This window comes from Belnapia arida (genome assembly GCF_016773205.1).
Taxonomy (GTDB): Bacteria; Pseudomonadota; Alphaproteobacteria; order Acetobacterales; family Acetobacteraceae; genus Belnapia; species Belnapia arida.
Genome location: NZ_JAETWB010000005.1, coordinates 259,178 through 283,723 on the forward strand (window position 1 = coordinate 259,178; position 24,546 = coordinate 283,723).

A 24,546-nucleotide genomic window follows, 5' to 3' on the forward strand; every position below is an offset into this window, starting at 1 on the left:
CTTGCTGCTCTATCTCGATGTCTTCGTGCCGCCCTTCGGGCTGCTGCTGCTCGGCGCGGTGCTGAAGCGCTGGCTGCTGCCGCAGGACGCCATCTGGGCAGGCATCGAGCGGCTGGTCTTCTGGGCGCTGATGCCGGCGTTGCTGGTCTCGGCCATCGCCTCGGTCGACATCCTCGCCCTGCCGCTCGGGCGCATGGGGCTCGCCATCTGGCTCAGCCTGCTGACGGGCGGGGCGCTCAGCCTGGCGCTGGCCGCCGCCTTCCGGGCCGATCACCCGGCCACCACCTCGGTCTTCCAGGGCGGCATCCGCTTCAACAACCTGATGGGCTTCGCCGTCATCGGCGGTATCTTCGGCGCGGGCGGCACGGCGCTCGGAGCGGTGGCGACGGGGCTGATCGTGCCCTTCGTGCAGACGCTGACCACCATCGTCTTCGCCATCGGGCCGGGCGCGGGTGGCAGGCTCTCGCCGCTGCGCGTGCTGCGGCAGCTCGTGCTCAACCCGCTGTTGCTCGCCTGCCTTGCCGGCTTCGCCGTCGCGCTGCTCGGTGGGCTGCCGCATGGGGTGAAGCCGCTGCTGCAATCCCTCGGCCAGGCCTCGGTCGCGCTCGGCCTGCTCTGCGTCGGCGCCGCACTTTCCCCCGGCGCGCTCGGTGGGCGGCTGCCGCTGCAATTGGCGACCAGCGCGATCAAGCTGCTGCTGATGCCGGCGCTGACCTTCGCCCTCGGCCGGGCGCTCGGGCTGGAGCCGCTGCCGCTCGCCGCCGCCGTCACATTCATGGCGCTGCCGACGGCGACGACCAGCTATGTCATGGCCCGCGCCATGGGCGGCGACGCCCCGCTGATGGCGGCCATCACCAGCCTGGAGCACATGCTCGCCGTGGCGACGCTGCCGTGCTGGATCTTGCTGCTGCAATCCTTGCTGGCCGCTGCGGCACCGTGACGAAGCCGGCCGAATTCCGCTACATGCAGCGGGGCAACTGAGGGTTCGGGTAATGCTGGGACGACGCACTCTACTGGCCGGGCTGAGCGCCGCGGGCCTCGCCGCCACGGCGCGGGCTCAGGGCTTTCCGGAGCGTCCGCTGCGCTGGATCGTCGGCTATCCGCCGGGCGGGGCGAGCGACGTCTTCGCGCGGCTGATCGGCGCGCATATCGGCACCCGGCTCGGGCAGAACCTCGTGATCGAGAACCGTCCGGGCGGCGGCGCCGTGGTCGCCAGCGAGGCCGCGTCGCGCAGCGCGCCGGACGGCTACACGCTGCTGCATGTCGACAACGGCATCCTCGTCTACAACCCGGCGCTCTATTCGCGCCTGCCCTACGATCCGGACCGGGACCTTCAGGGCGTCGGCTTCATCGGCCGCTTCCCGCTCTTCCTCGTCGTGCGGCCGGACAACCCGGCAAAGGACTTCGCCGATTTCGTCGCGCAGTCGAAGGTGCGGGCGCCGAATTACGGCACGCCCGCCGTTGCCTCGCCGCATCACCTGGCGATGGAGATGGTGAAACGCCGCACCGGGCTCGAGGCGACGCACGTCCCGTATCGCGGCGGGCCGGCGGCGATGCAGGACCTGCTCGCCGGCAATGTCGAGAGCGTCGTGATCGATTGCGCGAGCGGCATCCCCTTCATCACCACGGGCAAGGTAAAGACCCTCTGCGCCTTCTCCGAGGCCCGCTCCGCCCGCGCACCGGACGTGCCGACGCTGCGCGAGCTCGGCCATGCGAATGCCATCGCCTATGGCTGGCAGGGGATGAGCGTGCCGGCGGCGACGCCGGCGCCCATCGTCGCCAAGCTTGCGGATGCGCTGAAGGCCGGTGTCGGCGCGGAGGACGTGCAGGCGCGCTACCGTGACCTCGGCATCGAGAGCGCGCCTTGGTCGCCGGCTGAGTTCGCCGATTTCGTGCGGCGCGAGAATGCCGAGTGGCGGCCGCTCATCCGCGAGCTCGGCATCCGGCTCGACGGCTGAGGCGGCGCCTCGCTTGAACCCCCTGCGCGCCCTGGCCCGCTGGCGGCGGCGGCACCGCATCCTGCCGCTGCTCGGCGACACCAGGCTGCGTGGGGAGCGGGAAGCGGGGCTGCTGCGCTGGAGCGTGAAAGTGCTCGGCGCCGAGATGGCGCAACGGCACTACGCCGCCGGCCTCGCCGGGCCAGGGGCGCCGGTCCCCGCCGGACCGACGCATCTCGGCCTCGCCAGCCGCACCTGCCGGCAGGCCGATATCGAGCATGACTGGCTGCGGCACTGGGCGCGCGTCCTCGGCACGCCACCGGTCTATCACCGCAAGCTCTGGGAGGATGCCTTCGTCCTCCAGGCCGCATGGGAGGCAGGGATGCTGTCGCCTGGCCGCCGCGCCCTCGGCTTCGCGGTGGGGCGGGAGGCGCTGCCGGCGATCCTCGCCGCACATGGGGTGGAGGTGGTGGCGACCGACCTCGACGCAGGTGACGCCCGGGCTCGCGACTGGATCGAGACCGGGCAGCATGGCCAGGCTGCGGAGGCGCTCTACCGGCCGGAGGTGCTGTCGCGGGCGGCGTTCGACCGGCTGGTCAGCTTCCGCCCGGCCGACATGGCGCGGCTGCCGGAGAGTCTGCGGCAGCGCGGCTTCGACCTGGTGTGGTCGGTCTGCGCCATGGAGCATCTCGGCAGCCTGGAGCGCGGGCTCGACTTCATCCTTGCGGCGATGCGCTGCCTGAAGCCGGGCGGCCTCGCCCTGCACACCACGGAGTTCAACCTCGACGGCGCCGGCGGCACGGTGCGTCGGGGCAGCACCGTGCTTTACCAGCGGCGGCACCTGGAGGGGCTGGCGGCCCGGCTGGCGGCTGAGGGGCATCGCATGCTGCCGCTCGACGACAACCAGGGCGCGGGCATGCTCGACCGCTTCATCGACCTGGCGCCACTCCTGGAGGCGGAGGGGCCGCCGCTCGGCCCGCTCTTCCCGCCGCATCTGCGGCTGTCGGTGCAGGGCTATCCGGTGACCTCGGCGGGCATCCTCATCGTATCAGGTGCTGGCTAGCACGGCTCCCGCACGGCTGATGCGCTTGTGCCCCTCAGGGCGCCTGTGGAGGAGGTTACTCGGTGCCCCAGGCCGCTCATGGCTCGCCGCTGGGCTTTCAGCCGCGCCCAGCGCTGCTGCTCTCCGGGATGAACTTCGCGTCTGCGGCTCCGAAGGCTGCACGAATGGTCTTGAGAGTACTGCTTCGAGGCACCGTGGTGACCAGATCGAAGTCAGCAACCGGCCATGCGGGAGCAGCATCAGCGGTTGTTGGAGTAGGACCTGCTGATTGCAGAGAGGCAGCCCCGGCGGGTTTCAACCTATCGAGCGGCCGCTTGGTGATGGAAGGTGAGGCGTCGATATTCGTGCGGACATATGCGCTGCAGGCGGATACGAGACCATGATGCAAAGGCATCTCGACGATCGTCCACGGTCCTTGAGTGATCCGCTCGTCCGTGAGCGGCGACGGGCGATGTTGGATCAGCCGCATATGCACCCGCTTCGAGCTACCGCTGACGGTCTTCGGCAGCGGCCGGGCGTCGTGGTTCCAGACGCTGACCCGCTCGACGGCGGGGCCGAGGCGCACATGCTGTTCCTCCTCGAGAAGCCAGGGCCCATGACGGATTCAAGCCGCTCTGGCGTGCGGAAGGGTTCGGGCTTCATCAGCCGCAATAACGACGATCCCACGGCGGAAGCGACATGGCATTTCATGTCCGAAGCCGGCATTCCGCGACGAAAGACGCTGATTTGGAACGTCATTCCCTGGTGGAACGGCACCATCGACATCAAGCGGGACGAACACGAACAAGGATTGCAAGCAACGGCGAGGCTCATTGAGCTGCTGCCGAAACTGCGCGGCGTCGTCCTGGTCGGGAAAAAGGCAGGACGGGCACAGCCCTTCCTGGCCGGGAAGGGCTTGTACATTGCCACCTCGCCGCATCCTTCTCCGCAAGTCCGTGCGGCCTTCCCCACGATGTGGCGTGGGATTGGAACGACATGGCACGAGGCGGCTCGCCACCTCGGTTGCCTGTCAGACTGACGAATTGAGAATCGACTTCAGCATGTGCCGAGCTTGCCAGAGCGGTTTCCTGCCTGACTGAATCGCTTGTGACCCACAGGGGTTTGGGGAGGTACTTCACTTGTGCCCTGGCGCGAGGGGCGATGCGGATGTCCAAGGTGCCGTCGGTCGACTTGCGGGAACGCGCGGTGGCGGCGTGGGCGGCAAAGGGGATGCAATAGCCAGGAGCGAGATGTACGCGATGCGCTTGGCTGGCCCGAGGCACTGCCTCGAACTGCGGCAGCTACGGGACCAAGGCGTGCGTGATTGCTGATGGCCGCGGCCGAGCCATTGCCTTCGCGCTCGCGCCCGGTCAGGCTTACGAACTACCCGTGGCATCAAGACTGCGCGGCTGCCTGCCGGACGTTCCCGGCTGGGTCGCCGGCGACCTCGGTTTCGCCTCCGACGCTTCCGCGAGCGCATTTGGGCCATGGGGGCGCGGCCGGCGATCCTACCTTGGCGTACCAATGCAGAGGTCGCCTGCCCGGACTGGATCTACGTCAACCGTCGCCCGGCTGAGAACCTTTGGGCAGGTCTTTAAGAGTCGCGCGCGATTCGACACCAGCTCTGAGAAAACCGCGCGATCCCTCCTTGGCGTCCTCTGCCTCGCCGCAACAGCCGTCTGGATCAAAGCCATCAGGCTTTAACAAGCATCAGGACAGCTCACGTCAAACCCATGCAACGTTGGGGTACGAACTCTACTCGTCGGTCAAGTGCGTCACGCATGTCATCTGTGCCCAGTCCAACTATCGGCTCGCGTGAGCCGCGCCCAATCGCTTGGCTACGCCCTCGCAGCGATGGTTTATCAGCTGCCAGTTGGACCCGCACCGTTTGTGCACGAGCTAACGATAGCCGGTTGTTGAGCAGATCTGAACCTGTGACGCTGGTGTGACCGATAATCTGTAGGCACATATCGCGCTGAACCACGCGATCGGCGATCTGTCGCAGCCACATAGGATACGGGGCGCTAATATCGGGATTGCGCACGAACTCAGAAGTACCTGGACGGAACAGTAGCTTCACCGCCAGCCGATTGCGCGCCAAGCCATAGTTCACCATTTCGTTGAAAGCCGTCTCGGCTTCCTGTCGACGGCCTAGTGCCCAGTTCGCCAGGTAGAGGCCGTTCAACACGCGCGCCTGTTGACCCCCTGGCTCGTTCTCTGCCTGCCGGTAGAGGGCAAGGGCCTGATCAAACCGATTCCGCTCATAAGCATCAATCGCGCCAGCAACGGCGGCCTGCGCCCGCAGTCCACGTAAATAGGTGGGGTCCATGGGCGTGCCTGGCTGGCCAGCACAAGTGCGCAGATAGGCTGCCATTGCCTCGTCGTCGAGCCAAACCGGGCTTTCGCTTGAGAAGCGAACAGGTGTCGGATCAACCGTTTCGGCCCGCACCCAAGCGGTGGGATGCGATAAAATTGTGCCTGTTTGGAGATCGCCCAGTACCGCCCAGATACGATAGGTGCTGCTTGGCCCAGACGTATTCGTGAGACTACCTGATGCGGTCACCGTCGTGATTGAACCAAGGAGGATGAGAGGTTTCTCGTCGAGCACTGTAACGTTGAAGGGCTTCAATTCGAAGGCCGGGTAGCGTTCGCGTACGAGGTTTTCAATACTGGCGACCATTGATCGGGTTGCATTGGTTTCCATACCGCTGGCGCGATCGATCAATGGATCGATGACGAGCGGCCGTCGGCCGCCAGGTGGCGGTGGCAGATCCTTGGCACCCGCAAGGGTCGCCTCGGCTAAGCGCACCACGGCCTCCTCCAACGGAAGCGCGTCCCGCGGCGGCGTGATGGCGGCGGCATTGAACGTCTGTCTGTCAGAAGTTACTGACGCAGCGCAGGCGTTCAACAGCGCAAGCGTTACGCAGCCGAGAATTAGCAGTAAATGTCTGGACCGCGCGGGCCGGTCAGGACCGCGGTGTGCAAGCGGATCGCAAGAGCAAGAGGTCATCGTGAGTGGGCCTTTCTCCGAGCTGCAGCCTAGACAGCAAGGGTGTGCACTGCGAGTTGGCAGGCTGCCGCCGCACGGTGGTACCCTCGCTACCGGTTCGCTTTATCGCCACTGGCGCTCTTGCCGCCGACTGTGGGGGTAATTGAGGCGGGGCCAAGAGGGAAAAGGTGAGCGCCGGATTGGTGCTACTATGAGGTCTTTTCTCACCGCCGTTGGTATTATTGTCGGCATCTGAACCAGGCCTCGACGGCAGCATGTCGAGTTGCGCCAGATCGGCAACGGCTGTGCCAAGTGGCGCGGGCGTTAGCGCGACCTCAGGCGTCGGTGGCCAAGCTTGCGGTGAGGTTTCAACCGTAGCCAACCCATTTGGCGCCTCGGCTGATCGCACGGAAGGTAGGCGTGGCGCGTCGGTGTGTTCATGAAGTGGCGCAGCTGCAACGAGAGGCGGCATTGCACTGGCGGTCGACGAAGGGGCATCGTTTGAAAGCGCGGTGGCTGCAGCGTCACGAACTGGAACTTCAGGCAAAGCTGTGCTGGAGGATGTGATGACCTGATAAGCGGTTTCCGGCACAATGAGTCCGGACGCAACCTTGTCCGCCGCGCCCTCGCTTTGAAAAGACATTGGCAGGTGAGCGGAGGGAGGCGGCAAACTTCCGGCGGATGTTGACTTCGATGAGGAGCCGAAGTCGGTAACGGCCAGGGCAACGCCGCCAATTATCGCGACGATGCCTAACGCCAGCAAGGCTTCGGGTTTTGCCAGGCTGCGTTTGGGGCGGCTCTTGCCACCGAGCATGGTCCATATCTCAGCAACTCTGGTCGCGCCGAAATGGTCAAGGGGAGGCTGGTTAGAGAAGGCCTCATTGAGCACACGCAAGATGCTTGGGACTTCGTCCGGCGCCAAACAGCAATACACAATCGGCACAGCGTCAAAGTGGGCCGGCATGTGACTAGTGGATCTTAAGGTATTCTGCAGAATGGATACTGCGCGCGGTGTTGTCTTGGGCGCGATATCGATCAAAGCAATACCGCGGTCTGGATGCATCAGCACCGCATCGACGCACGGACGATAATCCTGTGCACCGCCGACGGCCGGGCCGGAAAGCATTTCCCAACGACGCATTCGGAGGGCAACCGGTCTAGCAGCGCCGGAGGTTGCGGAACTGTTGGTTAACCATCGTGGACCCGTTCCGATGGCTTCGTTGGTACCTGCCTTGTATGCCATCTAAGTAAGATAGCACGACTGTCCGCCCTTCCACTCCTTTGCAGTAACAGCCAAGCGGAAAACTATTTGATGCTTACATGAAGTCTTTTTATAACGCACGAGTAGATAATGCTGGCTGTTTGGAGCCAGATTAAAATTTAGATTTTCGAAGCGACCGTACTAACGAGACCTGAGCACGGGTGCACAGAGCAGGCGCGGATCTTCGCGGTGTGGGCTTCGGGGCGCCTCGGGCACCGTGATGCGCGTCGGTTTTGACCTGCCTTGGAAGGCTAAAGGGCGATGCGGACAGACGCGTCTCATGTCAGGCCGCCGCAGCATGCAGCAGGAAAACGGTACGCTGGGGAGTGTAAGCTATGGCAGCAAGCCGCACCTGCAGTCCTGCCTTGGCAAGGCCGAGTCAGCGCATCCGCCGTAGGCCATAGCTGCTCTTCCGAGCGGTCCCTCGTAGGCCTCCAGCCGCAGCGCCGGCGTGCCGCTGTTGCCGACCGCGGCCGGGGTGTGGCGTCGAGGAAGACCTTGGCGCTGTCCGCCTCAAGCGTCATCGTAGTGTGGCTGCATCACCTGCCGCAGGCTGGGCCATCGCTCGCGCAGCTGCCGGAGCGCCATCCAGGGCGTCCAATTGGTCGACCAGAAGCCCAGCCAGACTACGGGCGGCCGCTGGGCTCAACCTCGAGGTGCGGCAGATCCAGCGGTTGCTACACGCCTAGCGGGCGGAGCCGGTGGCAACCACACTCCTGTTCGCCTGCCTGGGAGTCGCCCGCGACACGCGCCGTCTGCCGGCGGCGGTGGATGGCCTCATCGAGCAGGTGATCGACAGCGTCCATCTGAAGCGCGAGCGGCCGCGCCTGCCGGCGCTGCTGCGGCAGGTGCGCCACGACTGCCGCGCTGGCGGCCTATCGCCGCCCTCCATGAAGGCGCTGCGGGCCAGGGTATCGGCACGGCGGTTGCGCGAACGGGTCCGCGCCCGGGAGGGCGGCGCCGTAGCGCGGGATCGCCTGGCGACGGCGATCGGTCATCTGCAGGCTGAAGGGCCGCTCGGGCTCGTGCAGGTGGACCACGCGCTGATCGACGCGCACACGCGCAGTGTCCTGGGTCTGCTGCTGGCGCTTGATCCACCGTCCTCCAACTCGGTGGCGCTCGCCCTCACCCATGCCGTCCTGCCGAAGGAGGCGTGGCTCGAGGCATGGGCCCTCACCCTGGCCTGGCCGATGCGCGGCCTGCCGGGCCGGTCCACCTCGACAACGTGCCGGACTTCCACGCCCGCGCGCTGAACCCCGGTTGCGAGCAGCACGGCATCGCACTCGACTACCGCCCGCCTGCAATGCCGCGCTATGGCGGCCACATCGAGCGGCCGACGGGCACGCTGATGGATCGGCTTCACGCCCTGCCGGGCACCACCTTTTCCTCGACTGCCGAGCGCGGTGATTACCCTGCGGAGGTGAGGGCCGTGCCGACGCTGGGCAAGCTGGAGCGGTGGAATCGACTACTTCGACGGCGCGCTGGCGGTGCTCATCGGTACGCGGCCTCGGCTGCGGGTGCGCTACGACCCGCGCGACCTCAGCGCCATCTTTGCCGAGATGCCGCAGGGCGGCCCGCTCCGGGTGCCCTACGCCGATCTGGTACAGCTTCCGAACAGCCTCTGAGAGCACCGCGCTGCCACCGGCGGTTGCGCGCCGAGGGCTGGCGCATGGTGGATGAGGAAGCGATCTTTGCCGCGGTCGCAGAGCAGCGCCGCACCGTCGCCGAGGCCTGCGCGGCCAGCAAGGCGGCCCGACGGTCGGCGGCGCGCATCGCCAAGGCCCGCCGGATGCCGGTCACACCAACCGCGCTGGACCGGCAAGTCCCGCCCGATCACATGTGGCACCCACTGAGCCGGAGGAGGCCCGCGTGCCGCTACTGACGGAGGCAGACATCGCCGTCTCGGAGTTCCTGACATGAACGGCGAGGCCTCTGCCCACCTGCACCGGAGGTTCAGGCCGCTGCAGACCTGCCGGACGAGCAGCGGATCGCTTGCAACCGTGCCGAGCGCTGCATTACCCAGCCCATGGCAACGACGGCGCTCGCGTTGCTGCAGGAGGTGATCGACCAGCCACCTCGGGAGCGGTTGGAGAACGTCCTCCTGATGGCGGAGTCCGGCATGGGCAAGACCAGCCTCATCCGCAAGTTCGAGCGCGCCAACGCCGCCGCTGGGCGTGACGGCGAAGGCGTGCGGCGAATGCCGGTCGTGGCCGGGCTGATGCCGCCCGAGCCCACCGAGCACGACTTCGGGCAGGTGCTGGCGGCACTCGGGGCACCATCGATCACGGCGCGTCCGGTGGGCCGGGCCGTCACCTCGCGCCGCGACGTCGCCTGCCGCTGCTGCGGGATCGGCTCGTTCAGGGCATGCCGCTGCGCCAGCCCTCGGCGATCGACTCGCCGCGCCTGTGTCGGCTGCTGGCCGAACGGGCCGGCGGCATCACGCTGCACATCCATCGTGCCTCCGAGCGCGCCACGATCGCGGCCGCCCGCTCGGGCGAGGAGCGGATCACCGCCGCCACGCTCAAGGCGGCGGCAGTTTGGGGTAGCACCCCGATCGCCGCAACCTGTCAGAAGCGGAGGCTTCCTCACGCTCCTGGCCCTATCTGACCGGGGCGCCCGGTGCGCCGCCCCTTCCAGTCGCGCCGCTGCCGATGCCCGGCGAGGCCTTCACCTCATGGCTCGCCCAACTCAAGCCCGGCGACATCCTCGTGGTGGTCGCCCTCGACCGGCTGGCCCGCTCGTTGTCGCACTTGTTTGAGGTGGTCGAAGGCCCGCAGGCCCGTGACGTGCACTTCCGCTCGCTCCGCGACCCGATCGATACGGCGAGCCCGCAGGGCCTGTTCACCCTCCAGGTCCTCGGCGCCGCGGCGCAGCTCGAACGTACGCTGATCCGCGAACGCACCCGCAGTGGCATGCGCGCCGCCGCCGCCCGCGGCAGCCGGCCCGGCAACCTGGGCCTGCGGGCGGGGGACCCGGCAGCGCGGCGGGTGACCTCGAAGGCACGCCGGGCGTCCTACCTGGCGCGCTTGGTGGTCGGCGCCGATGCCTGGCTGCCGGCCGTGCAGCGGCTGCGGGCGGATGGCCGCGCCTGGAACGATGTCGTCCGCTACCTCAATACCCGCCGCGCCACGGGCGCGCCGCCCTGGACCTCGGAGCGCCTCGTCCGGGCGGTGCATGGTAGCGGAGGCCTGGCTGAGCCCGCGCTTCTCGCCCCGGCCCGGCCGGCACCGCTCCCCGACCAGCTGCTGGCCGTCGTGGCCAGCGTCCTGCGGTCCGACCCGCGAGCCACGCTGCAGGAGATTGGCGCGCAGCTGGAAGCCATCTGCGAGCCGACGCCGCGCGGCGGTATGACCTGGCAGCCGGGATCAGTGGCCCACGTCGTCGCCCGCGCTAGGAAGGTCAGCCCGCTGCCGGAGGCACGATAGCACCTAACCCTCGTCCTTGGGTCGTCCCGGCGCGCTGCCTCACCAGCCAGGCCGCCCCGGCACGCTGGAAAACCAAGTGAGGCGCACGATCAAGGACCGGCCCCGCGACGCCGGTCCGGGCAAGCCCAAGGGCGCCATGGCTGGCGGGCAGGCGGCAAGCGGCTACGCTGACCACGCCATCCGACGCAGGGTACGGATCACAATCCAATGCCCTTATTCAGGACGCCACGACACAGATCAGGAAACGCGACAATGGAGGCGCACTACAACGAGGAGCGGCCGCGCTCAGCCCCTTGGCAACTTGATCCCGAGAGCCTTCGTCAACCAGCCCAGGAACTTGCATAGCCCCCGGACCAGAGTTGGGGGCAGGACCACGGCTCGCCGGCGTCACATTATCGGCGGATGCTTCTACGGGGTCAGATCACCGACAATACGCGCCATGGTTTTCGACCACGACAACCATGCATCTTCTAAGTAGAAACAGCAAAGCCAAAAATTTCAAGATGCAGACGAGATCACGCCACCATTGCGGTGTATTGCCAGCAAGGATTAGATTCAATCCTTGTAGCATTGCAACGGGTCAGCCGGGAGATTTGCGACTTAACGGCTCCGGCTAAACGAGCGGCTGCATCACTGAACGGGAATGCATCACAACGCGGGAGCGAGACATGACCTACCATTTGGAAGGGCGTCTGCTCGAAGTCTGCGACTGCCGTGTCCTCTGCCCATGCTGGATCGGCGAGGATCCCGACAACGGCACCTGTGACTCGGTCCTCGCCTACCATTTCGACAAGGGCACGATTCAAGGTGTCGATGTGACGGGGCGAACGCTGGCGATTGTCTCGCACATCCCAGGCAATGTTCTGGCGGGGAACTTTCGCGTCGCTCTCTATCTCGACCAGGGCGCATCGGATGCGCAGGAGAAAGCACTTCTGGATGTCTACACCGGCAAGCTAGGCGGTCCGGTTGCGGACTTTGCCAAATTGGTCGGCGAAGTCATCTCGGTGGAGCGAGTACCGATCACCTTCGACGTGAATGAGGGCAAGGGAACGCTCAAGGTGGGCGAGACCAGCCATGCCGAGATGGACCACTATAAGGGCCCGGACGGCTCCGTCACGACCTTGACCAATACAATCTTTTCCACCGTACCAGGTGCGCCGGTCTTCGTCGGCAAGGCGACGCGCTACCGCTCGAAGCATGCCGAGCTGGGCCATGATCTCGACCTCCAAGGGCACAACGCGTTGCAGAGCACCTTCGTTCTGGACGGCTAATCATGCCGGCGACGCCATCGCGGTCGGGGATAACCCCGGTCATGGGGGGATTGGTAGCGACCGCATGGGTGACGCTCTACCTCTGGGAGCAGAGCCCCTACGGCCGCTATCTCGACCACGGCAACTGGACTCACATAGGCTTGGCCGCGGGGATCTGCCGCGTGCTGCCGGCAGGCGAGGTCCTGCTGCCAGGGCTGCTTTACACCGGCGGCTGGCTGCTGATGACGGCAGCGATGATGCTACCAACAATCTTGCCACTGCTGCGACGTTTTGACCGGCTAGTTGCTGCACGCGGCGACCGCGTCGGCCTGCTAGCGCTGCTAGTCACCGGCTACCTGCTGGTGTGGCTCGGCTTCGGGATGGCAGCACATCTGCTGGATCTGGCGCTGCACGCGATCGCGCGGCAATCTAGTTGGTTGGCCTTCCATGCTTGGGTCCTCGGCGCCGGTGTGCTGGCGATGGCTGGGCTGTTTCAATTCAGCCGCCTCAAATACCATTGCCTCGACCGATGCCGCACGCCGCTCGGCTTCATCATCCGGCATTGGCATGGGCGGACGCCACGGCGTGACGCGCTGCGACTCGGGGCGCATCATGGGTTGTTTTGTGTCGGTTGCTGTTGGGCGCTCATGCTGCTGATGTTTGTAGTAGGCACCGGCAATGTCGGCTGGATGCTGCTGCTTGGGGCGGTGATGGCGGCTGAAAAGAACCTTATTTGGGGACGGAAGCTGGGTCGGCCACTGGGCCTCGCCTTACTTGGCTGGTCGGGGTTGATCACGCTGGCTAACAGCTAACCCTCCTATTCGCCGAGCAGCAATGGCCGGGGTCCGCGGGCTGATCTGGGCGATGGGCATGTCGTTGGAAGTGGCGGCGTGGTAGTTGGCGTGGCGTGGCGTGGCGCGTTGGTCGCGCCACTGAGCATACATGCCAGGCAAAGGATCAATATCCTCTGCCGGCCTTAGTAGAACAACTTGGTGAGCGCGGCCTGAACGGCGCCGAAGAAGCCAAGGAAATAAACGGAGGCGGCCACAGCCACCAGGATTTCGCGGACATTCTCGCGGGCGACAAGGAACAGATGGGACATAGTCGCCTCCGTTGGGTAATGTTCGTGGGATCGCCGGCTGGCGTCCTGGCACGAACCGCTCAGCGCGGCTGCGCGTAGACCAGGGCGGCGTTGTCGCCGCCGCCGACCAGCCATGCCTCGCGGCTGGGGTTAGCGGGCGCCATGGTCAGGTATTCCAGTGCCGGCCCGTCGCCGAGGCTGCCTACGAAGCGCGCGAACAGGGAGGGCTGCGACGGCATGCCGCCACCGCTGCCGGCACCGTAGGTGCTGTAGGTGATGGTCATATTGTCGCCGCCACCCTCGATGGTGGCGCCGCCGCCGCCGACGAGGGATCCGCCTGTTGCCGCGCGGGCGGTGCCGTCCAGCGGGGCCTGCGCCTGGGCCGCACCGGCGGCCAGGGTGATGGCAATGGCGGATGCGAATGCGATGCACTTCATGATCGGGGCTCCTCTCCTCGCCTCATCGGGCGACGGCAGGACAATGCCGGGGCGACGTGTGACGGGCCGTGAGTGCGACCGTGGGAAAACCGTGCGGCACCGTGGTATCGGCCAGACATGAATCCTGCGGTGTGACGAACATGCCATCGCGCAGGCGCATCCAAAGGTGGAATTTACGCCACGACATGAAGCTTTCGGCGTCTACGCTGCGATGCAGATCGACGAGCCGCGTCTACTGTTGCTAGTCTCACGTTGCTTTCCAAAGCGGCTGATAGGACATCGCATGATGCGGCGGGAGTTCATCGCCCTGCTTGGCACGGCGGCGGCACGGCCAGGTGTCGGACACACGCAGCCGCTCGCATTGCCCGTTATCGGCTATCTCGGTCCGGAAGCGCCCGAGCCCTTCGCCAGCCGCGTGCTCGCCTTCCGCGACGGCCTCGCCAGCACGGGATATGTGTCGGGCCGCAATGTAGTGATCGATTTCCGCTGGGCGGAGGGCCGCTACGACAAGCTGCCGGCGCTTGCGGCGGAACTTGCTGACCAGCAGGTCGCCGTCATCGCCGCACCCGGGGGCGCACCCGTCGCACTTGCCGCCAAGTCGGCGACCACCACGATCCCGATCGTGTTCGAGATGGGTGGCGATCCCATCGCACTCGGCGTGGTTGGTAGCCTGAGCAGGCCCGAGGGCAACGTCACCGGCGTGTCGAGCCTCAGCGTCGAGGCGAGCCCAAAGCGGATGGAGCTCCTGCACGAGGTGGTTCGCGCTGGGCGCGACGACGGCGCCAGCCCGCTGCTGCTTGGCGTCGTAGCGAACCCGACCAGCCCGACCGCCATGTCGCAGGTCGGCAGCCTGCAGACCGCCGCCGAGGCGCTTGGAGTGCGGACCCACGTCCTGCAGGCCGGTGTCGAAGCGCAGTTCGGCACAGTGTTCGAAACATTGTCCGGAATCAGCGCGCGCGGCGTCGTCTTCACCTCCGATCCCTTCTTCGCCTTCCGCGGTCAGCAGCTTGCGGCGCTTGCGACCCGCTATGCCATGCCGGCGATCACCCAAACCCGGGATTTCACCATCGCCGGCGGCTTGATGAGCTACGGGGGCGACTTTGTGCAATCCCACCGGCAGGCGGGGATCTACGCCGGGCTTATCCTCAAGGGCGCGAAGCCGGCTGAACTGCCGGTGCAGCGGGTTACGAAGCTCGAGTTGTTCATCAACCTGGATACCGCCAGACGCTTCGGCCTAACCCTGCCGCTGCCGCTGCTTGCGCGGGCGGACGAGGTGATCGAATGACCGAGCAAGTCGCGGCACCGTCATGGCCGTGAACCTCTCCGGCGCGCCAGACGGCCAGGTGAGGCCGCTGGCTATGGCCGCCGCGGCGGATCGGGCGCCTCCTCGCAGGCACCCGGTCCTCGCGTGGCTGTCGCGCGCCGCCGCCGCCGCGTTCCTGCCATCCGGCCTGGCGCGCCGCTTCGCCCGCACCCTGATCGGCCTCGTCGTCTTCACGTTCCTCGCCAACGGCGCGGTCAACATGGTGCTGTCCTACGACGAGGCCTCGGCCTCGGCCGTGCACGTGCAGCGGGAGAAGGCACTCGCGGCGGCCGAGCGCGTGGCGCAGTTCATCGGCGAAATCGAGAACCAAATCGGCTGGACGACGCGGGCCGAATGGGCCCGGTTGGACCTCAACCAACGCCGCTACGACCTGATCCGCCTGCTGCGCCAGACGCCGGCCATCATGGACGTACTCTACATCGACGCCGACGGGCGCGAGCAGCTGCGGCTCTCGCGGCTCGAGCCAGACGTGGCCGGCGGTGGCGCCGACCTTTCAGCCGACCCGCGCTTCACGCAGGCCATCGCAGACCGCGTCTGGTACGGCCCGGTCTACTACGAGCGCGGGTCCGAGCCATACATGACACTGGCCATCATCCATGCCGGGCGCCGGCCGGGCGTTACCGCGGTCAGCGTGAACCTGAAGCTGATCTGGGACGTGGTTACCGCGATCCGCGTCGGCGAGACGGGCTATGCCTACGTTACCGATGCCACTGGCCGACTCGTCGCACATCCCGACATGAGCCTTGTCCTGCGCGGGACGGACCTGTCGCACTTGCCCCAGGTTGCCCGCGCAGTGCGCGACGCCCAGGGCGACGACATCGCGCCCGGGAACTCGGTCCGCCCGGATTGGAGCACGGTGCTCTCGGCCTATGCCACCATCCCGCGGCTCGGCTGGCTCGTCTTCGTCGAGCTGCCACGGCGCGAAGTGCTAGCGCCTGTACTCGTGACGCTCTACCAGACGCTGATCCTGCTGGGCGTTAGCGTTCTCCTCGCCCTGCTGCTGGGCAGTTGGCTCGTGCGGCGGATGGTCGTTCCCATCCGCCAGCTGCAGGCCGGTGCGCAGCGCCTCGGTGAAGGCGACCTACGCCAGCGCATCGCAATCACCTCGGCGGACGAGATCGGCGCGCTGGCGCACCGCTTCAACGTCATGGCGGCGCGGGTGCAGGAGGCACAGGAGACGCTGGAGGCCAAGGTCGCGCACCGGACCGAGGAGCTGGCGCAGTCGTTGAACGAGCTGCGCACGGCGCAAGACCGGCTGGTCCAGACCGAGAAGCTCGCCTCGCTCGGCCAGCTCACAGCCGGCATCGCGCACGAGATACGGAATCCGCTGAATTTCGTGAACAACTTCGCCGAACTCTCGGTTGATCTGCTGCGGGAGCTCGAGGAGGCGCTCGCCGTGGCCGGACCCTTGCTCGACGCGGCGCTGCGCGAGGAGATTGCGGAACTCGCTGCCATGCTGCGGGACAATCTAGGCCGGGTGGTTCAGCACGGAAGGCGTGCCGATAGCATCATCCGGAACATGCTGGCCCATTCCCGCGAGGGCGGTGGGGAGCGGCGCGCGGTGGACCTCAACGCCTTCGTCGAGGAGGCGCTGAACCTGGCTTACCATGGCGCACGGGCGGAGAAGCCGGGCTTCAACATCGCGCTCGAGAAGCACCTAGATCCCGCGGTCGGACAGGTCGAGCTCTACCCGCAGGAGTTCACCCGCGTACTGCTGAACCTGTTCGGCAACGGATTCCATGCGGCGCATGCCAAGCGGACCAGGGACGCGGCGGCCGAGTTCCAGCCGACGCTTTCCGTCACGACGCGGGCACTGCCGAGCCAAGTCCAGATCCGCGTACGCGACAACGGGGCCGGCATTCCGGACGCGATCAAAGCACGGATCTTCGAACCCTTCTTCACCACCAAGCCCACCGGCGAAGGCACGGGCCTTGGCCTTTCGCTCTCGCATGACATCGTTGTGAAGCAGCATTGTGGAATGATCGACGTCGTGACGGAGGCAGGCAACTTTACCGAATTCGTCGTCACCCTGCCCTGCACCGGGACGCCTCCGGACGGGAGGGAGGCATGAACGCGCTTATCCTCGTCGCCGACGACGAGGCGGACATGGAGCCGCTGTTCCGGCAGCAGTTCCGGCGCGACATCAAGGCCGGCCGCTTTCAATTGGTGTTCACGACCTCGGCCCAGCAGGCACTGCGGGTCATCGACGACGCGGGACCGCACGACATCGTCCTGTTGCTGTCGGACATCAACATGCCAGAAATGAGCGGGCTCGACCTGCTGGCACGCGTGAAGGTGGAACGCCCCAACCTTTCGGTCATCATGGTCACGGCTTATGGCGACGCGGATACGCGGCGCCGCGCGCTGGCGGGCGGCGCCGATGGCCTGCTGCCGAAGCCGATCGATTTCTCTGCTCTGCGGGCCGAGGTCGACCGCTGCCTCGCCCAGTGGAGGGCAGGGCCGTGACGACGATCCTCGTGGTCGATGACGAGCCGGATCTCAAGGCGCTTATTCTGCAGCGGTTCCGGCGACGGATTCTTGCGGGCGAGATGGCGTTCCTCTTCGCCCGCGACGGTTTGGAAGCGCTCGACCTCGTCTCGCGCCATGGGGGCATCGGCCTCGTTCTCGCCGACATCAACATGCCCCGGATGGATGGGCTGACGCTGCTCGGCGAGTTGCAGAAGACGGCAGAGCCGCTCGCCACCGTAGTTGTTTCCGCCTATGGCGACATGGGCAACATCCGCGCCGCCATGAACCGCGGCGCCTTCGACTTCCTGACCAAGCCGATCGACTTCGCCGATCTTGAGGCGACAGTCGTTAAGACGCAGCGCTACGTTGCCACCCTGCGGGAAGCGCGCGCAGCTGAGACCGAACTCCAACGCCAGCGCGAGCTGCTGCTGCAAGCAGAAAAGATGGCGACTTTCGGCTCTCTACTCGCTGGCGTCGCACACGAGTTGAACAACCCGCTCTCCATCGTGCTCGCTGGCGCCCTGATGCTGGAGGAGGAAGCGGCGGAACTCCGCCTGCCAAGCCTTGCTAGGAGCGCGGAGCGGATCCGCGTGGCGGCCGAGCGCTGCGCGCGGATCGTCCGCAGCTTCCTCGCCATGGCGCGGCACCAGGAGGTCCAGCGACGCCCGATCGTCGTGGCCGCCCTGATCGACGGCGCGCTGGAGTTGCTGGCCTACGGCCTGCGAAGCGACGGCATTGAGGTGACGCTGAATGTCGCAGCCGGGCTGCCGCCGCTGTTCGGCGACGCGGACCAGCTGCACCAGGTGCTGGCGAATCTCATCACCAATGCCAAGCAGGCCTTAGAGCATCAGTCCGGGCCGCGGCGCCTTTGCATTGCGGCGAGGGCGACCTACGACGCGGTCCAAATCTCGGTCGCCGACAACGGACCCGGCATCTCCGCCGAGTTGCGTGACCGGATCTTCGACCCTTACTTCACCACAAAGCCGGTCGGGACGGGAATCGGCCTTGCAGTATCGCGCCGGATCGCGGACGCGCACGGGGGTTCGCTGACGCTGGCGGAAGGGGACTGCGGCGCATGCTTCGTCTTGCGGCTGCCGCGCGCTGAGCAGGATGCGGTCGCGCCGGCCATGGCTGACGCGCATCCAGAAACCACGCCGCCAGCGGTCCCGCGGACGGCACTCGTCATCGACGACGAGCTCGAACTCGCTGGTGTGCTCGCGCGCCTGCTCGCTGTGCATGGCTTCCGCTGCGACTTCGCCGTGACGGGGCGGGACGCTCAGGACCTGCTGTCCCGCGGTGAGTACGACGCCATCCTTTGCGATCTGCGCATGCCCGACATGGACGGGCAGGAGCTTTACTGTTGGCTGAAGCGGCAGCGGCCGCACCTATGCCAGCGTACCGCCTTCGTAACTGGTGATGCGTTGAGCCAGGCCACGGCCAGGTTCCTCGCCCGCTCGAACCGACCCGTTTTGGAGAAGCCCTTCCTGCCCGAGGAGGTGCATCGGCTGGTCGCCGCCCTGGATGCCGGCGGGGCCTAGTGCCCGGGCGCATCCGCGGTGAAGGACATCTGGAAGCGCCGCGGCTCGTCACCGACAAGGTGCAAGGCCTGACCATCGAACAGCACCGCGTTGCAGCCGTCATCCGATGTGCAGAGCGTGTCGCTGTCGATCCACCATTGCTGTGTCACCAAGCGCCGGTCCAGGTGCGCCGAGTGGAACTGGTACTGCTTGCCATCGGTGCTCCAGAAGGTGGACAGGGTGGCCCGCATGCCCCAGCGGTTCCAGTCCACCCCGCTCAGCTGACGCCCAGTGAAGGCGGCCCGGATCGCAGCGCCGTCTAGCCTCTGTCCCGCCGGCCGCAAGATGCGTTCGCCGCCGAGGAGCGCCTGCCGCAGCCGTTCGGGTGGCCAGCCTGTGGCGCAGCCATAGGCCGCCTCCAAACTGCGGCCGCTGGTGATGTGGTAGGTTCGCACAGGCCCGAGTTCAGCCCGGTCAAGGCCATTGGTCTGGGCGTCGTGCACCCGCAGGCCCTTGCGCCGAGCCGCGGCCGACCACCCGATCCAGGCGGCGTGCGGCACGCTCCGGTCGCGCCGGTCGCCGATGACGAAGATTTCAGCATTCGACCTGATGGTCGCAACGGAGCGCATTGGGTCGGCCAGATCGGGCATCCGCAGGGCGAAGTCGTCCGCGACGATCCCGTCGGGCCTACTGTGGAACTGCGCCAAGTCGAGCGGTGCCGACGCGATGACGGCGCAGCGGATATCGCTACGCCTAGCCAGGAGGTTGGCCACCAGCAACCCGCCCGACGAGAAGCCCGAGAGCACGGCGTCGCGGAAGCCGTAGCGGCGCTTCAGCATACCGACGGCCCCATCGACGAGTTCCACCTCGTCGAGCGTATGGCGGTCCTGCGCGTGGTTGCCGGACGAGCCATGCATGCCTGGCCGCGCGATCAGGAACACCGGCATGTTCTGCATCGTGCCGGCCAGGATTCTGGCGGCGAGCCGCCGTGACCCGGCATCTTGCTCGTAGAACTCACTGACGCGGTCGACCTGCACCCGGCCGCCCGCGACGCGGTAGCCGATGCCCGGCGGGTCGCCCGGAAGGTGCAGCAACGCGACCGGAGAGGGTCCAGCCGCGCCGCCGGCGGCGTAGCGCAGGCATTCGCGGCGGCCGCTGGTCTCGACCCAGAGTGCGTCGGGGAGGGCGCGGCACCCTACCTCGGTCGCCGTCGCGCCGCTGACCAGCCCCTCGCGGGTGAAGGTGTCGGCTGAGAAGCCCGCCGGCGCCGGGGGTGCCTGCGACCCGGGACTTATAGCGCATCCTGCGGCGAGCAACGCCGATGCGAGTGCGATGCGGACCGGGAACGGCCTGGGGCAGAGCGTGATCACGCCACACCTTTGGTGCGGAACCGCTGACAGGTAGGCCCTTCCCGACTGTCGCATAGTGATCAGCGCAGAGAACAGCCAGCCCCGCCGCGGCACGGGCTTGGCGCCGATTACCACGCTTCGCATCGGCCATTCCTCACCTTCGTCAACGATGCCTCCCACGCCGCCCCGCCAGGCTGTGCCCGTCTTTGACAGACGAAGGAAAACACGCAGTGCATACCATCATCACCAAAAGGCGACCCTTTCATCTCGAATTGTTGTGGTTGCCTCTCCAGGCCATCCGCCTCTGGTGCCGCGAGCAACGCGCGGCGGCGATCCTGGGCCGCCTGGACGACCGGATGCTGAAGGATATCGGCATCGACCGGTCCGCCATCCCCTACGAGGCGCGCCGGCATTCCATCGGGCCGGGCAGCTAATGCCATGGCGTCGCATGCAGGCCGAGGCGATGCGCGTCGAGACCGACGCACATCGTCGGACGGAATCTGCCCCACCCCTCCGCATCCGGCGACTGGACGAGGAGGAACTGCCGGCCATCGAACAGCACCTGCTGGAGTTCGGCTGGCTCGACCGCCATGCCCGCTTCGGCGCGGGCACGAGCGACCTGGCGGTCGCCGCCTATGTCCTGCGGATGAACCCATCCTGCGCGATCCTGGTGGGCGCCGTGGAGGAGGCGAGCGGCAAGATCGTTGGTCTGGCCGGGGCGCAGCTGGCGCTCGCGCCGGGCCACGTGAAAATGGCGGTCACGGTCCACCCGGACCACAGCTCCTGCGGCCTCGGACGGCGCCTGCTCCGGCAGGCACTCTCCGGCGCCGCTGCGCAGGGGCAAGAAGTCGCGCATTTCTTCTTCTCTGCCGATAACCGGCCGATCCTCGCACTGGTGTGCAGCCTGGGCGCGGACATGGCCGCCACCTTTGACCGCGCGGAACTCCGGCTGGACGCCTTCGGACCGCCAACGCCGCCACCCTTCGTATTGCTATTGCGCCAGGGCGGTCACGGCAGCGTGAGACGTGTGGTCGCGCATCCGGGGATATGCGAAACATTAGCCGCGAAATCGGGACGATGCAGCGGTGACGACGGTCCACCAACCTGCACCCAGTCTGGGGTTTGGCGAGGCGTGGCGCCGCGCCGTTCCTGACGCGACGCCGGCGCAGAGGGCCGGCGTCGCCAGGGCCGTATTGCCCCTCGGCCGAGCCGACCTCATGCACGCCATAGCGGCTTCCGCAGCAACGCCTGCACCTCGGGCGGACCGAGGCCGGCATCGCGCTGCATACGTCCATCGAGCGCGTCGAGTTCGCGCCGTTCCACCGCGCGCCGGTACGCCAGGCGCATGGCGCGTTGCGCCGCTCCCGCGCCTTCCCGCAATGCGATCCAGGCCAAGTACGCGAGTTGGCGTAGGTCCTGGCCGCAGATCAAGGTCTGGACGGACGATAACAACATCATCTTGTTCCCCGATGCCTAGGCGGGCCGAAGCGCCACGCCGCGTCAAGCCTCGTCGGACGGCGTGGCATTCGGCATGGGCATGGGCGTGGAATCGGCTGCAACGTGCGCGAGGGCGGCCATGCTGACCATCCGCATGCTCGGCGAACTGGCGGTGCTGCGCGATGGCGTGGCGCAGCCGCTGCCGCCCTCGAAGAAGACCCGTGCGCTGCTCGGTTATCTCGTCGGGACGGGGCGGCCGCAGCGGCGGGAACGGCTATGCACCCTGCTCTGGGATGTTCCCGACGATCCGCGAGGTGCCCTGCGCTGGAGCCTGAGCAAGCTGCGCGGTCTCGTCGACGAACCGGATGGCCCGGTGCGGATCCTAGCCGACCGCGATACCGTCGGCTACGCGCCCAAGGGCGCGCATAGTGACCTGCTCGCGCTGCGCCAGCTCTGTGAGCAACCGCTTGCGCGGGCCGCGACCGGGACGCTGACCGACGTCGCGGCGAGCGTCGGCGGCGAGTTCCTGGCGGGCCTCGACCTGCCGGCACAGCCAGACTTCCAAGCCTGGTGCCTGGCCGAGCGCGAGGATACCCGCCGACAGCATGCGGCGGTGCTGGAGGAGCTGGTCAACCGCCTCTCGGCTGCGGCGCCGGAGGAGGCGGTCGGGCATGCCCGCCGCTGGGTGGAGCTGGATGGCTTCGAGGCAAAGTCGCGCGCCGCGCTGGTCGGATTGCTTGTGCGGCTCGGCCGGCGCGCGGAGGCCCAGCAGCATTGCGAGACGGGCCTGCGGCTGCTGCAGGAAGCGGGCCTGCCGCCCGGGCCCCTGATGGCCGCGGCGCGGGAAATTCGTAGCCGGCCTTCGCCGATGGCACCGCTCCAGGCATCAGCCGAACCGATGCCAGCGCCGGTAGTTGCCGCAGCGCCGCCCGGCGTTGCCAGACGCCTGATCATCGTCGACGACGAACCCGAGATCGGCCGGATGGTGGCGGAGTATCTCGGCCGGCACGGCTTCGCGGTGCGCACCGCGACCAGTGGGCGAGCACTGCGCCAAATGCTGGCCGAGGAGCCGGCCGACCTGGTGGTCCTCGACGTAAACATGCCAGAGGAGGACGGCTTCGCCGTCGCGCGCAGCCTCAGCGTTGGCGCGGATGGCCCGCGCGTCCTTTTCCTCACCGCGGCCATCGACGTCGTCGACCGCGTGGTTGGGCTGGAACTTGGAGCCGAGGATTACATCACGAAGCCGTTCGACCTGCGCGAATTGCGCGTGCGGGTTCGCAACGTACTGCGTCGGGTGGACGAGGCGGCCGGCGAGTCCAAGTCGAGCCCAGCGCCGCACGAACCCGAGGTGGAGCCGGCGCCGATGCTCCGGCAGGAAATCCGCTTCTGCCTCGCCGCGGATCGCGTGCGGATCGCCTATGCGACCAGCGGCGAGGGACCGCCGCTCCTTAAGCCGTCGAACTGGCTGACGCATCTCGAATTCGATTGGGAAAGCCCGGTTTGGCGTCACTGGATGCGCGAGTTGTCGCGCGGCCGCCGGCTGGTCCGCTACGACGCGCGCGGCAACGGCCTCTCCGACTGGCAGGCCGAGGACCTCTCGCTGACTGCCTCCGGGCGTGACATGGAGGCGGTGGTCGAGGCTGCAGGCCTCGAGCGCTTCGCGGTGCTCGGCATCTCGCAGGGATGCGCCACCGCCATCGCCTACGCCGCGGAACATCCCGAGCGCGTCAGCCACTTGGTGCTCTATGGCGGCTACGCCCGGGGCTGGGCACAGCGGGACAACCCCACCGAACTGGCGACTCGGCAAGCGTTGGTCACCTTGATGCGGCATGGTTGGGGTGCCGACAATCCGGCCTTCCGCCAGTCTTTCACCAGTCTCTTCATCCCTGACGGCACCCAGGAGCAGGCGCGCTGGTTTAACGAGTTGCAGCGGATCACGACGTCGCCGGAGAACGCGGTCCGGCTCCAGGAAATGTTTGGATCCGTGCAGGTCGAGGTGCTGCTGCCGCAGATCCGCGTTCCCACCCTCGTGGTCCATTGCACGGGCGATGAGGTGGTGCCCTTCGAGGAAGGACGCCGCCTTGCCACGGGAATCAGAAGCGCGCGCTTCGTGCCGCTTGAGGGACGCAACCACATCCTGCTCGAGAACGAGCCGGCTTGGACCCGCTTCCTGGCCGAGATGCGCGCTTTCCTCGACGGAACCGACGGCGCCTAGGACAGATGCGCCACCCGCGACGGTGGCGTCTGCGAAAAGCCTGGCAGGCGGTCGCCACGCATGTAGTGCCGTTCTGGCCGATAGCCACTGCCGCGCAGCCAAGCCCAAAAGCTGCGGAACGCTCGGCACGTGATCGTCATGGCTGCGCCCCCGCCCAGCCCGGTGCGAGACGGATGGCGGCCAGGCGCCCGTCAGGCCACGCATCGGCCGTGGTGCTGTCGAGGAAGGCGGGGTAGCCGGCCGTGAAGGCCTGGCAACCGCGAGGTTGGGCAGCGGCTCAAGGGGGAGCCTGTGGTCGAGGCGCTGAACCGCCTCGTCGGGCAGCAAGGTGCACCGAAGTATCTGTCTGCCGACAGCGGTAGCGAGTTCACCGGCCCGCTGGTGGACCTCTGGGCCTACCACCACGGGGTGCAGATCGACCTCTCGCGGCCCAGCAAGCCGACCGACAACGCCTTCATCGAGACCTTCAACGGTTCGCTGCGGGACGAGCGCCTGAACCTGCATTGGTTCGAGACGCTGGCCGGGGCCCGTGCCATTGTCGAGGCTTGGTGAAGGGACCCCAATGATAGCCTTCCTTGCTCTGTTGCGAGCCTATCCGGGCAGGATGAGGCCTGAAGTCCCACTTTGGAGATCATGGACAATGAACTGCTCCGCTTTGCCCGGCTCGCGGTGACGGTGGCGCGCCGCGTAGCCCCCACCCCGAGCCGCTTCGCCACCCCGACCTACACGCCAGCTTCCCTGTTCGCCCTGCTCCTGCTGCGGGAGAGGTTGCGGCTGACCTACCGTGGCCTGGAAGACCTTCTCTGCCTTGCA

At 67.1% G+C, this 24,546-nt stretch carries 25 protein-coding genes and 1 pseudogene; 20 read left to right on the forward strand and 6 right to left on the reverse strand.

Annotation, left to right across the window (positions count from 1 at the left end; genetic code table 11):
• Position 1 precedes the first annotated feature (1 nt).
• From JMJ56_RS14350 to JMJ56_RS14360, 3 genes are read left to right on the forward strand one after another with little or no spacing between them, the layout of a single operon-like run.
• Complete coding sequence (locus JMJ56_RS14350; protein WP_202832440.1) at positions 2 to 940, forward strand: AEC family transporter; 939 nt, start codon at positions 2 to 4, stop codon at positions 938 to 940.
• Positions 941 to 992: 52 nt separating this feature from the next.
• Positions 993 to 1,958, forward strand: a complete 966-nt coding sequence (locus JMJ56_RS14355) for a Bug family tripartite tricarboxylate transporter substrate binding protein (protein WP_202832441.1) — start codon at positions 993 to 995, stop codon at positions 1,956 to 1,958.
• A 13-nt stretch (positions 1,959 to 1,971) separates the two neighbouring features.
• Positions 1,972 to 3,000, forward strand: a complete 1,029-nt coding sequence (locus tag JMJ56_RS14360) for an SAM-dependent methyltransferase (RefSeq protein ID WP_236037749.1) — start codon at positions 1,972 to 1,974, stop codon at positions 2,998 to 3,000.
• Between the two features lie 97 nt (positions 3,001 to 3,097).
• On the opposite strand, the gene JMJ56_RS14365 is transcribed toward JMJ56_RS14360, so the two are convergent.
• A complete protein-coding gene (locus tag JMJ56_RS14365) occupies positions 3,098 to 3,565 on the reverse strand; it encodes a hypothetical protein (protein ID WP_202832443.1) in 468 nt (155 codons plus the stop codon).
• Between JMJ56_RS14365 and JMJ56_RS14370 the strand changes: the two genes are divergently transcribed.
• Entirely contained in the window at positions 3,566 to 4,018 is a 453-nt protein-coding gene (locus JMJ56_RS14370; RefSeq protein WP_202832444.1) for a uracil-DNA glycosylase, read from the forward strand.
• A gap of 681 nt (positions 4,019 to 4,699) precedes the next feature.
• Here JMJ56_RS14370 and JMJ56_RS14375 read toward each other — a convergent pair.
• Positions 4,700 to 5,803: an OmpA family protein gene (locus JMJ56_RS14375; RefSeq protein ID WP_202832445.1), complete on the reverse strand. Its 1,104-nt coding sequence runs from the start codon at positions 5,801 to 5,803 to the stop codon at positions 4,700 to 4,702.
• A 2,127-nt stretch (positions 5,804 to 7,930) separates the two neighbouring features.
• Between JMJ56_RS14375 and JMJ56_RS14380 the strand changes: the two genes are divergently transcribed.
• The 7 genes from JMJ56_RS14380 (at position 7,931) to JMJ56_RS14410 (ending at position 12,716) form a co-directional block, all read left to right on the forward strand.
• Positions 7,931 to 8,482: a hypothetical protein gene (locus JMJ56_RS14380; RefSeq protein ID WP_202832446.1), complete on the forward strand. Its 552-nt coding sequence runs from the start codon at positions 7,931 to 7,933 to the stop codon at positions 8,480 to 8,482.
• A gap of 207 nt (positions 8,483 to 8,689) precedes the next feature.
• Complete coding sequence (locus JMJ56_RS14385; RefSeq protein ID WP_328702383.1) at positions 8,690 to 8,854, forward strand: Mu transposase C-terminal domain-containing protein; 165 nt, start codon at positions 8,690 to 8,692, stop codon at positions 8,852 to 8,854.
• Positions 8,855 to 8,898: 44 nt separating this feature from the next.
• Entirely contained in the window at positions 8,899 to 9,111 is a 213-nt protein-coding gene (locus JMJ56_RS14390; protein WP_202832448.1) for a hypothetical protein, read from the forward strand.
• A gap of 144 nt (positions 9,112 to 9,255) precedes the next feature.
• Positions 9,256 to 9,987, forward strand: a complete 732-nt coding sequence (locus tag JMJ56_RS35500) for a TniB family NTP-binding protein (protein WP_202832487.1) — start codon at positions 9,256 to 9,258, stop codon at positions 9,985 to 9,987.
• Positions 9,881 to 10,654: a recombinase family protein gene (locus JMJ56_RS14400; protein WP_202832449.1), complete on the forward strand. Its 774-nt coding sequence runs from the start codon at positions 9,881 to 9,883 to the stop codon at positions 10,652 to 10,654. The genes JMJ56_RS35500 and JMJ56_RS14400 overlap by 107 nt, the downstream gene beginning before the upstream one ends.
• Positions 10,655 to 11,322: 668 nt before the next feature.
• Complete coding sequence (locus tag JMJ56_RS14405) at positions 11,323 to 11,925, forward strand: DUF1326 domain-containing protein (RefSeq protein WP_202832450.1); 603 nt, start codon at positions 11,323 to 11,325, stop codon at positions 11,923 to 11,925.
• Between the two features lie 2 nt (positions 11,926 to 11,927).
• Positions 11,928 to 12,716, forward strand: coding sequence for a DUF2182 domain-containing protein (locus JMJ56_RS14410; RefSeq protein ID WP_202832451.1), 789 nt, complete (start codon positions 11,928 to 11,930; stop codon positions 12,714 to 12,716).
• Positions 12,717 to 12,880: 164 nt separating this feature from the next.
• Here the strand turns inward: JMJ56_RS14410 and JMJ56_RS34855 are convergent, their stop codons facing one another.
• Positions 12,881 to 13,006, reverse strand: coding sequence for a hypothetical protein (locus JMJ56_RS34855; RefSeq protein WP_268885007.1), 126 nt, complete (start codon positions 13,004 to 13,006; stop codon positions 12,881 to 12,883).
• 59 nt (positions 13,007 to 13,065) lie between these two features.
• Positions 13,066 to 13,422, reverse strand: coding sequence for a hypothetical protein (locus tag JMJ56_RS14415; RefSeq protein WP_202832452.1), 357 nt, complete (start codon positions 13,420 to 13,422; stop codon positions 13,066 to 13,068).
• 211 nt (positions 13,423 to 13,633) lie between these two features.
• On the opposite strand from JMJ56_RS14415, the gene JMJ56_RS14420 reads away from it, so the two are divergent.
• Genes JMJ56_RS14420 through JMJ56_RS14435 form a run of 4 tightly spaced genes read left to right on the forward strand, consistent with a single transcriptional unit; the run spans position 13,634 to position 18,753 of the window.
• Positions 13,634 to 14,707: an ABC transporter substrate-binding protein gene (locus JMJ56_RS14420; RefSeq protein ID WP_202832453.1), complete on the forward strand. Its 1,074-nt coding sequence runs from the start codon at positions 13,634 to 13,636 to the stop codon at positions 14,705 to 14,707.
• Positions 14,708 to 14,729: 22 nt separating this feature from the next.
• Positions 14,730 to 16,817 (forward strand): sensor histidine kinase, encoded by a 2,088-nt coding sequence (locus JMJ56_RS35280; protein ID WP_202832454.1) that lies wholly within the window; start codon positions 14,730 to 14,732, stop codon positions 16,815 to 16,817.
• A complete protein-coding gene (locus JMJ56_RS14430; protein WP_202832455.1) occupies positions 16,814 to 17,212 on the forward strand; it encodes a response regulator in 399 nt (132 codons plus the stop codon). The genes JMJ56_RS35280 and JMJ56_RS14430 overlap by 4 nt, the downstream gene beginning before the upstream one ends.
• On the forward strand, positions 17,209 to 18,753 hold the full coding sequence (locus tag JMJ56_RS14435) for a hybrid sensor histidine kinase/response regulator (RefSeq protein ID WP_202832456.1): 1,545 nt from the start codon (positions 17,209 to 17,211) through the stop codon (positions 18,751 to 18,753). Before JMJ56_RS14430 ends, JMJ56_RS14435 begins: the two co-directional genes overlap by 4 nt.
• Here JMJ56_RS14435 and JMJ56_RS14440 read toward each other — a convergent pair.
• Positions 18,750 to 20,102 carry an alpha/beta fold hydrolase gene (locus tag JMJ56_RS14440; protein ID WP_202832457.1) on the reverse strand — a complete coding sequence of 451 codons (1,353 nt, stop codon included), beginning with the start codon at positions 20,100 to 20,102 and terminating at the stop codon, positions 18,750 to 18,752. The two genes, JMJ56_RS14435 and JMJ56_RS14440, sit on opposite strands and share 4 nt — an antisense overlap.
• A gap of 209 nt (positions 20,103 to 20,311) precedes the next feature.
• Here JMJ56_RS14440 and JMJ56_RS14445 point away from each other — a divergent pair, with 209 nt between their 5' ends.
• The gene (locus JMJ56_RS14445; protein ID WP_202832458.1) at positions 20,312 to 20,515 is read left to right on the forward strand and encodes a DUF1127 domain-containing protein; all 204 of its coding nucleotides are present in this window, start codon (positions 20,312 to 20,314) and stop codon (positions 20,513 to 20,515) included.
• A gap of 14 nt (positions 20,516 to 20,529) precedes the next feature.
• A complete protein-coding gene (locus JMJ56_RS14450; protein WP_202832459.1) occupies positions 20,530 to 21,234 on the forward strand; it encodes a GNAT family N-acetyltransferase in 705 nt (234 codons plus the stop codon).
• Positions 21,235 to 21,296: 62 nt separating this feature from the next.
• Here the strand turns inward: JMJ56_RS14450 and JMJ56_RS14455 are convergent, their stop codons facing one another.
• Positions 21,297 to 21,536, reverse strand: a complete 240-nt coding sequence (locus JMJ56_RS14455; RefSeq protein ID WP_236037751.1) for a hypothetical protein — start codon at positions 21,534 to 21,536, stop codon at positions 21,297 to 21,299.
• Positions 21,537 to 21,657: 121 nt separating this feature from the next.
• On the opposite strand from JMJ56_RS14455, the gene JMJ56_RS14460 reads away from it, so the two are divergent.
• The 3 genes and pseudogenes from JMJ56_RS14460 to JMJ56_RS14470 all read left to right on the forward strand — a co-directional run.
• Positions 21,658 to 23,733, forward strand: a complete 2,076-nt coding sequence (locus tag JMJ56_RS14460) for an alpha/beta fold hydrolase (RefSeq protein ID WP_202832461.1) — start codon at positions 21,658 to 21,660, stop codon at positions 23,731 to 23,733.
• A 261-nt stretch (positions 23,734 to 23,994) separates the two neighbouring features.
• Positions 23,995 to 24,282, forward strand: a pseudogene (locus JMJ56_RS14465) (integrase core domain-containing protein); the annotation flags it as partial.
• Positions 24,283 to 24,366: 84 nt separating this feature from the next.
• A partial coding sequence (locus JMJ56_RS14470) for a hypothetical protein (protein WP_202832463.1) occupies positions 24,367 to 24,546 on the forward strand: 180 nt, incomplete at its 3' end.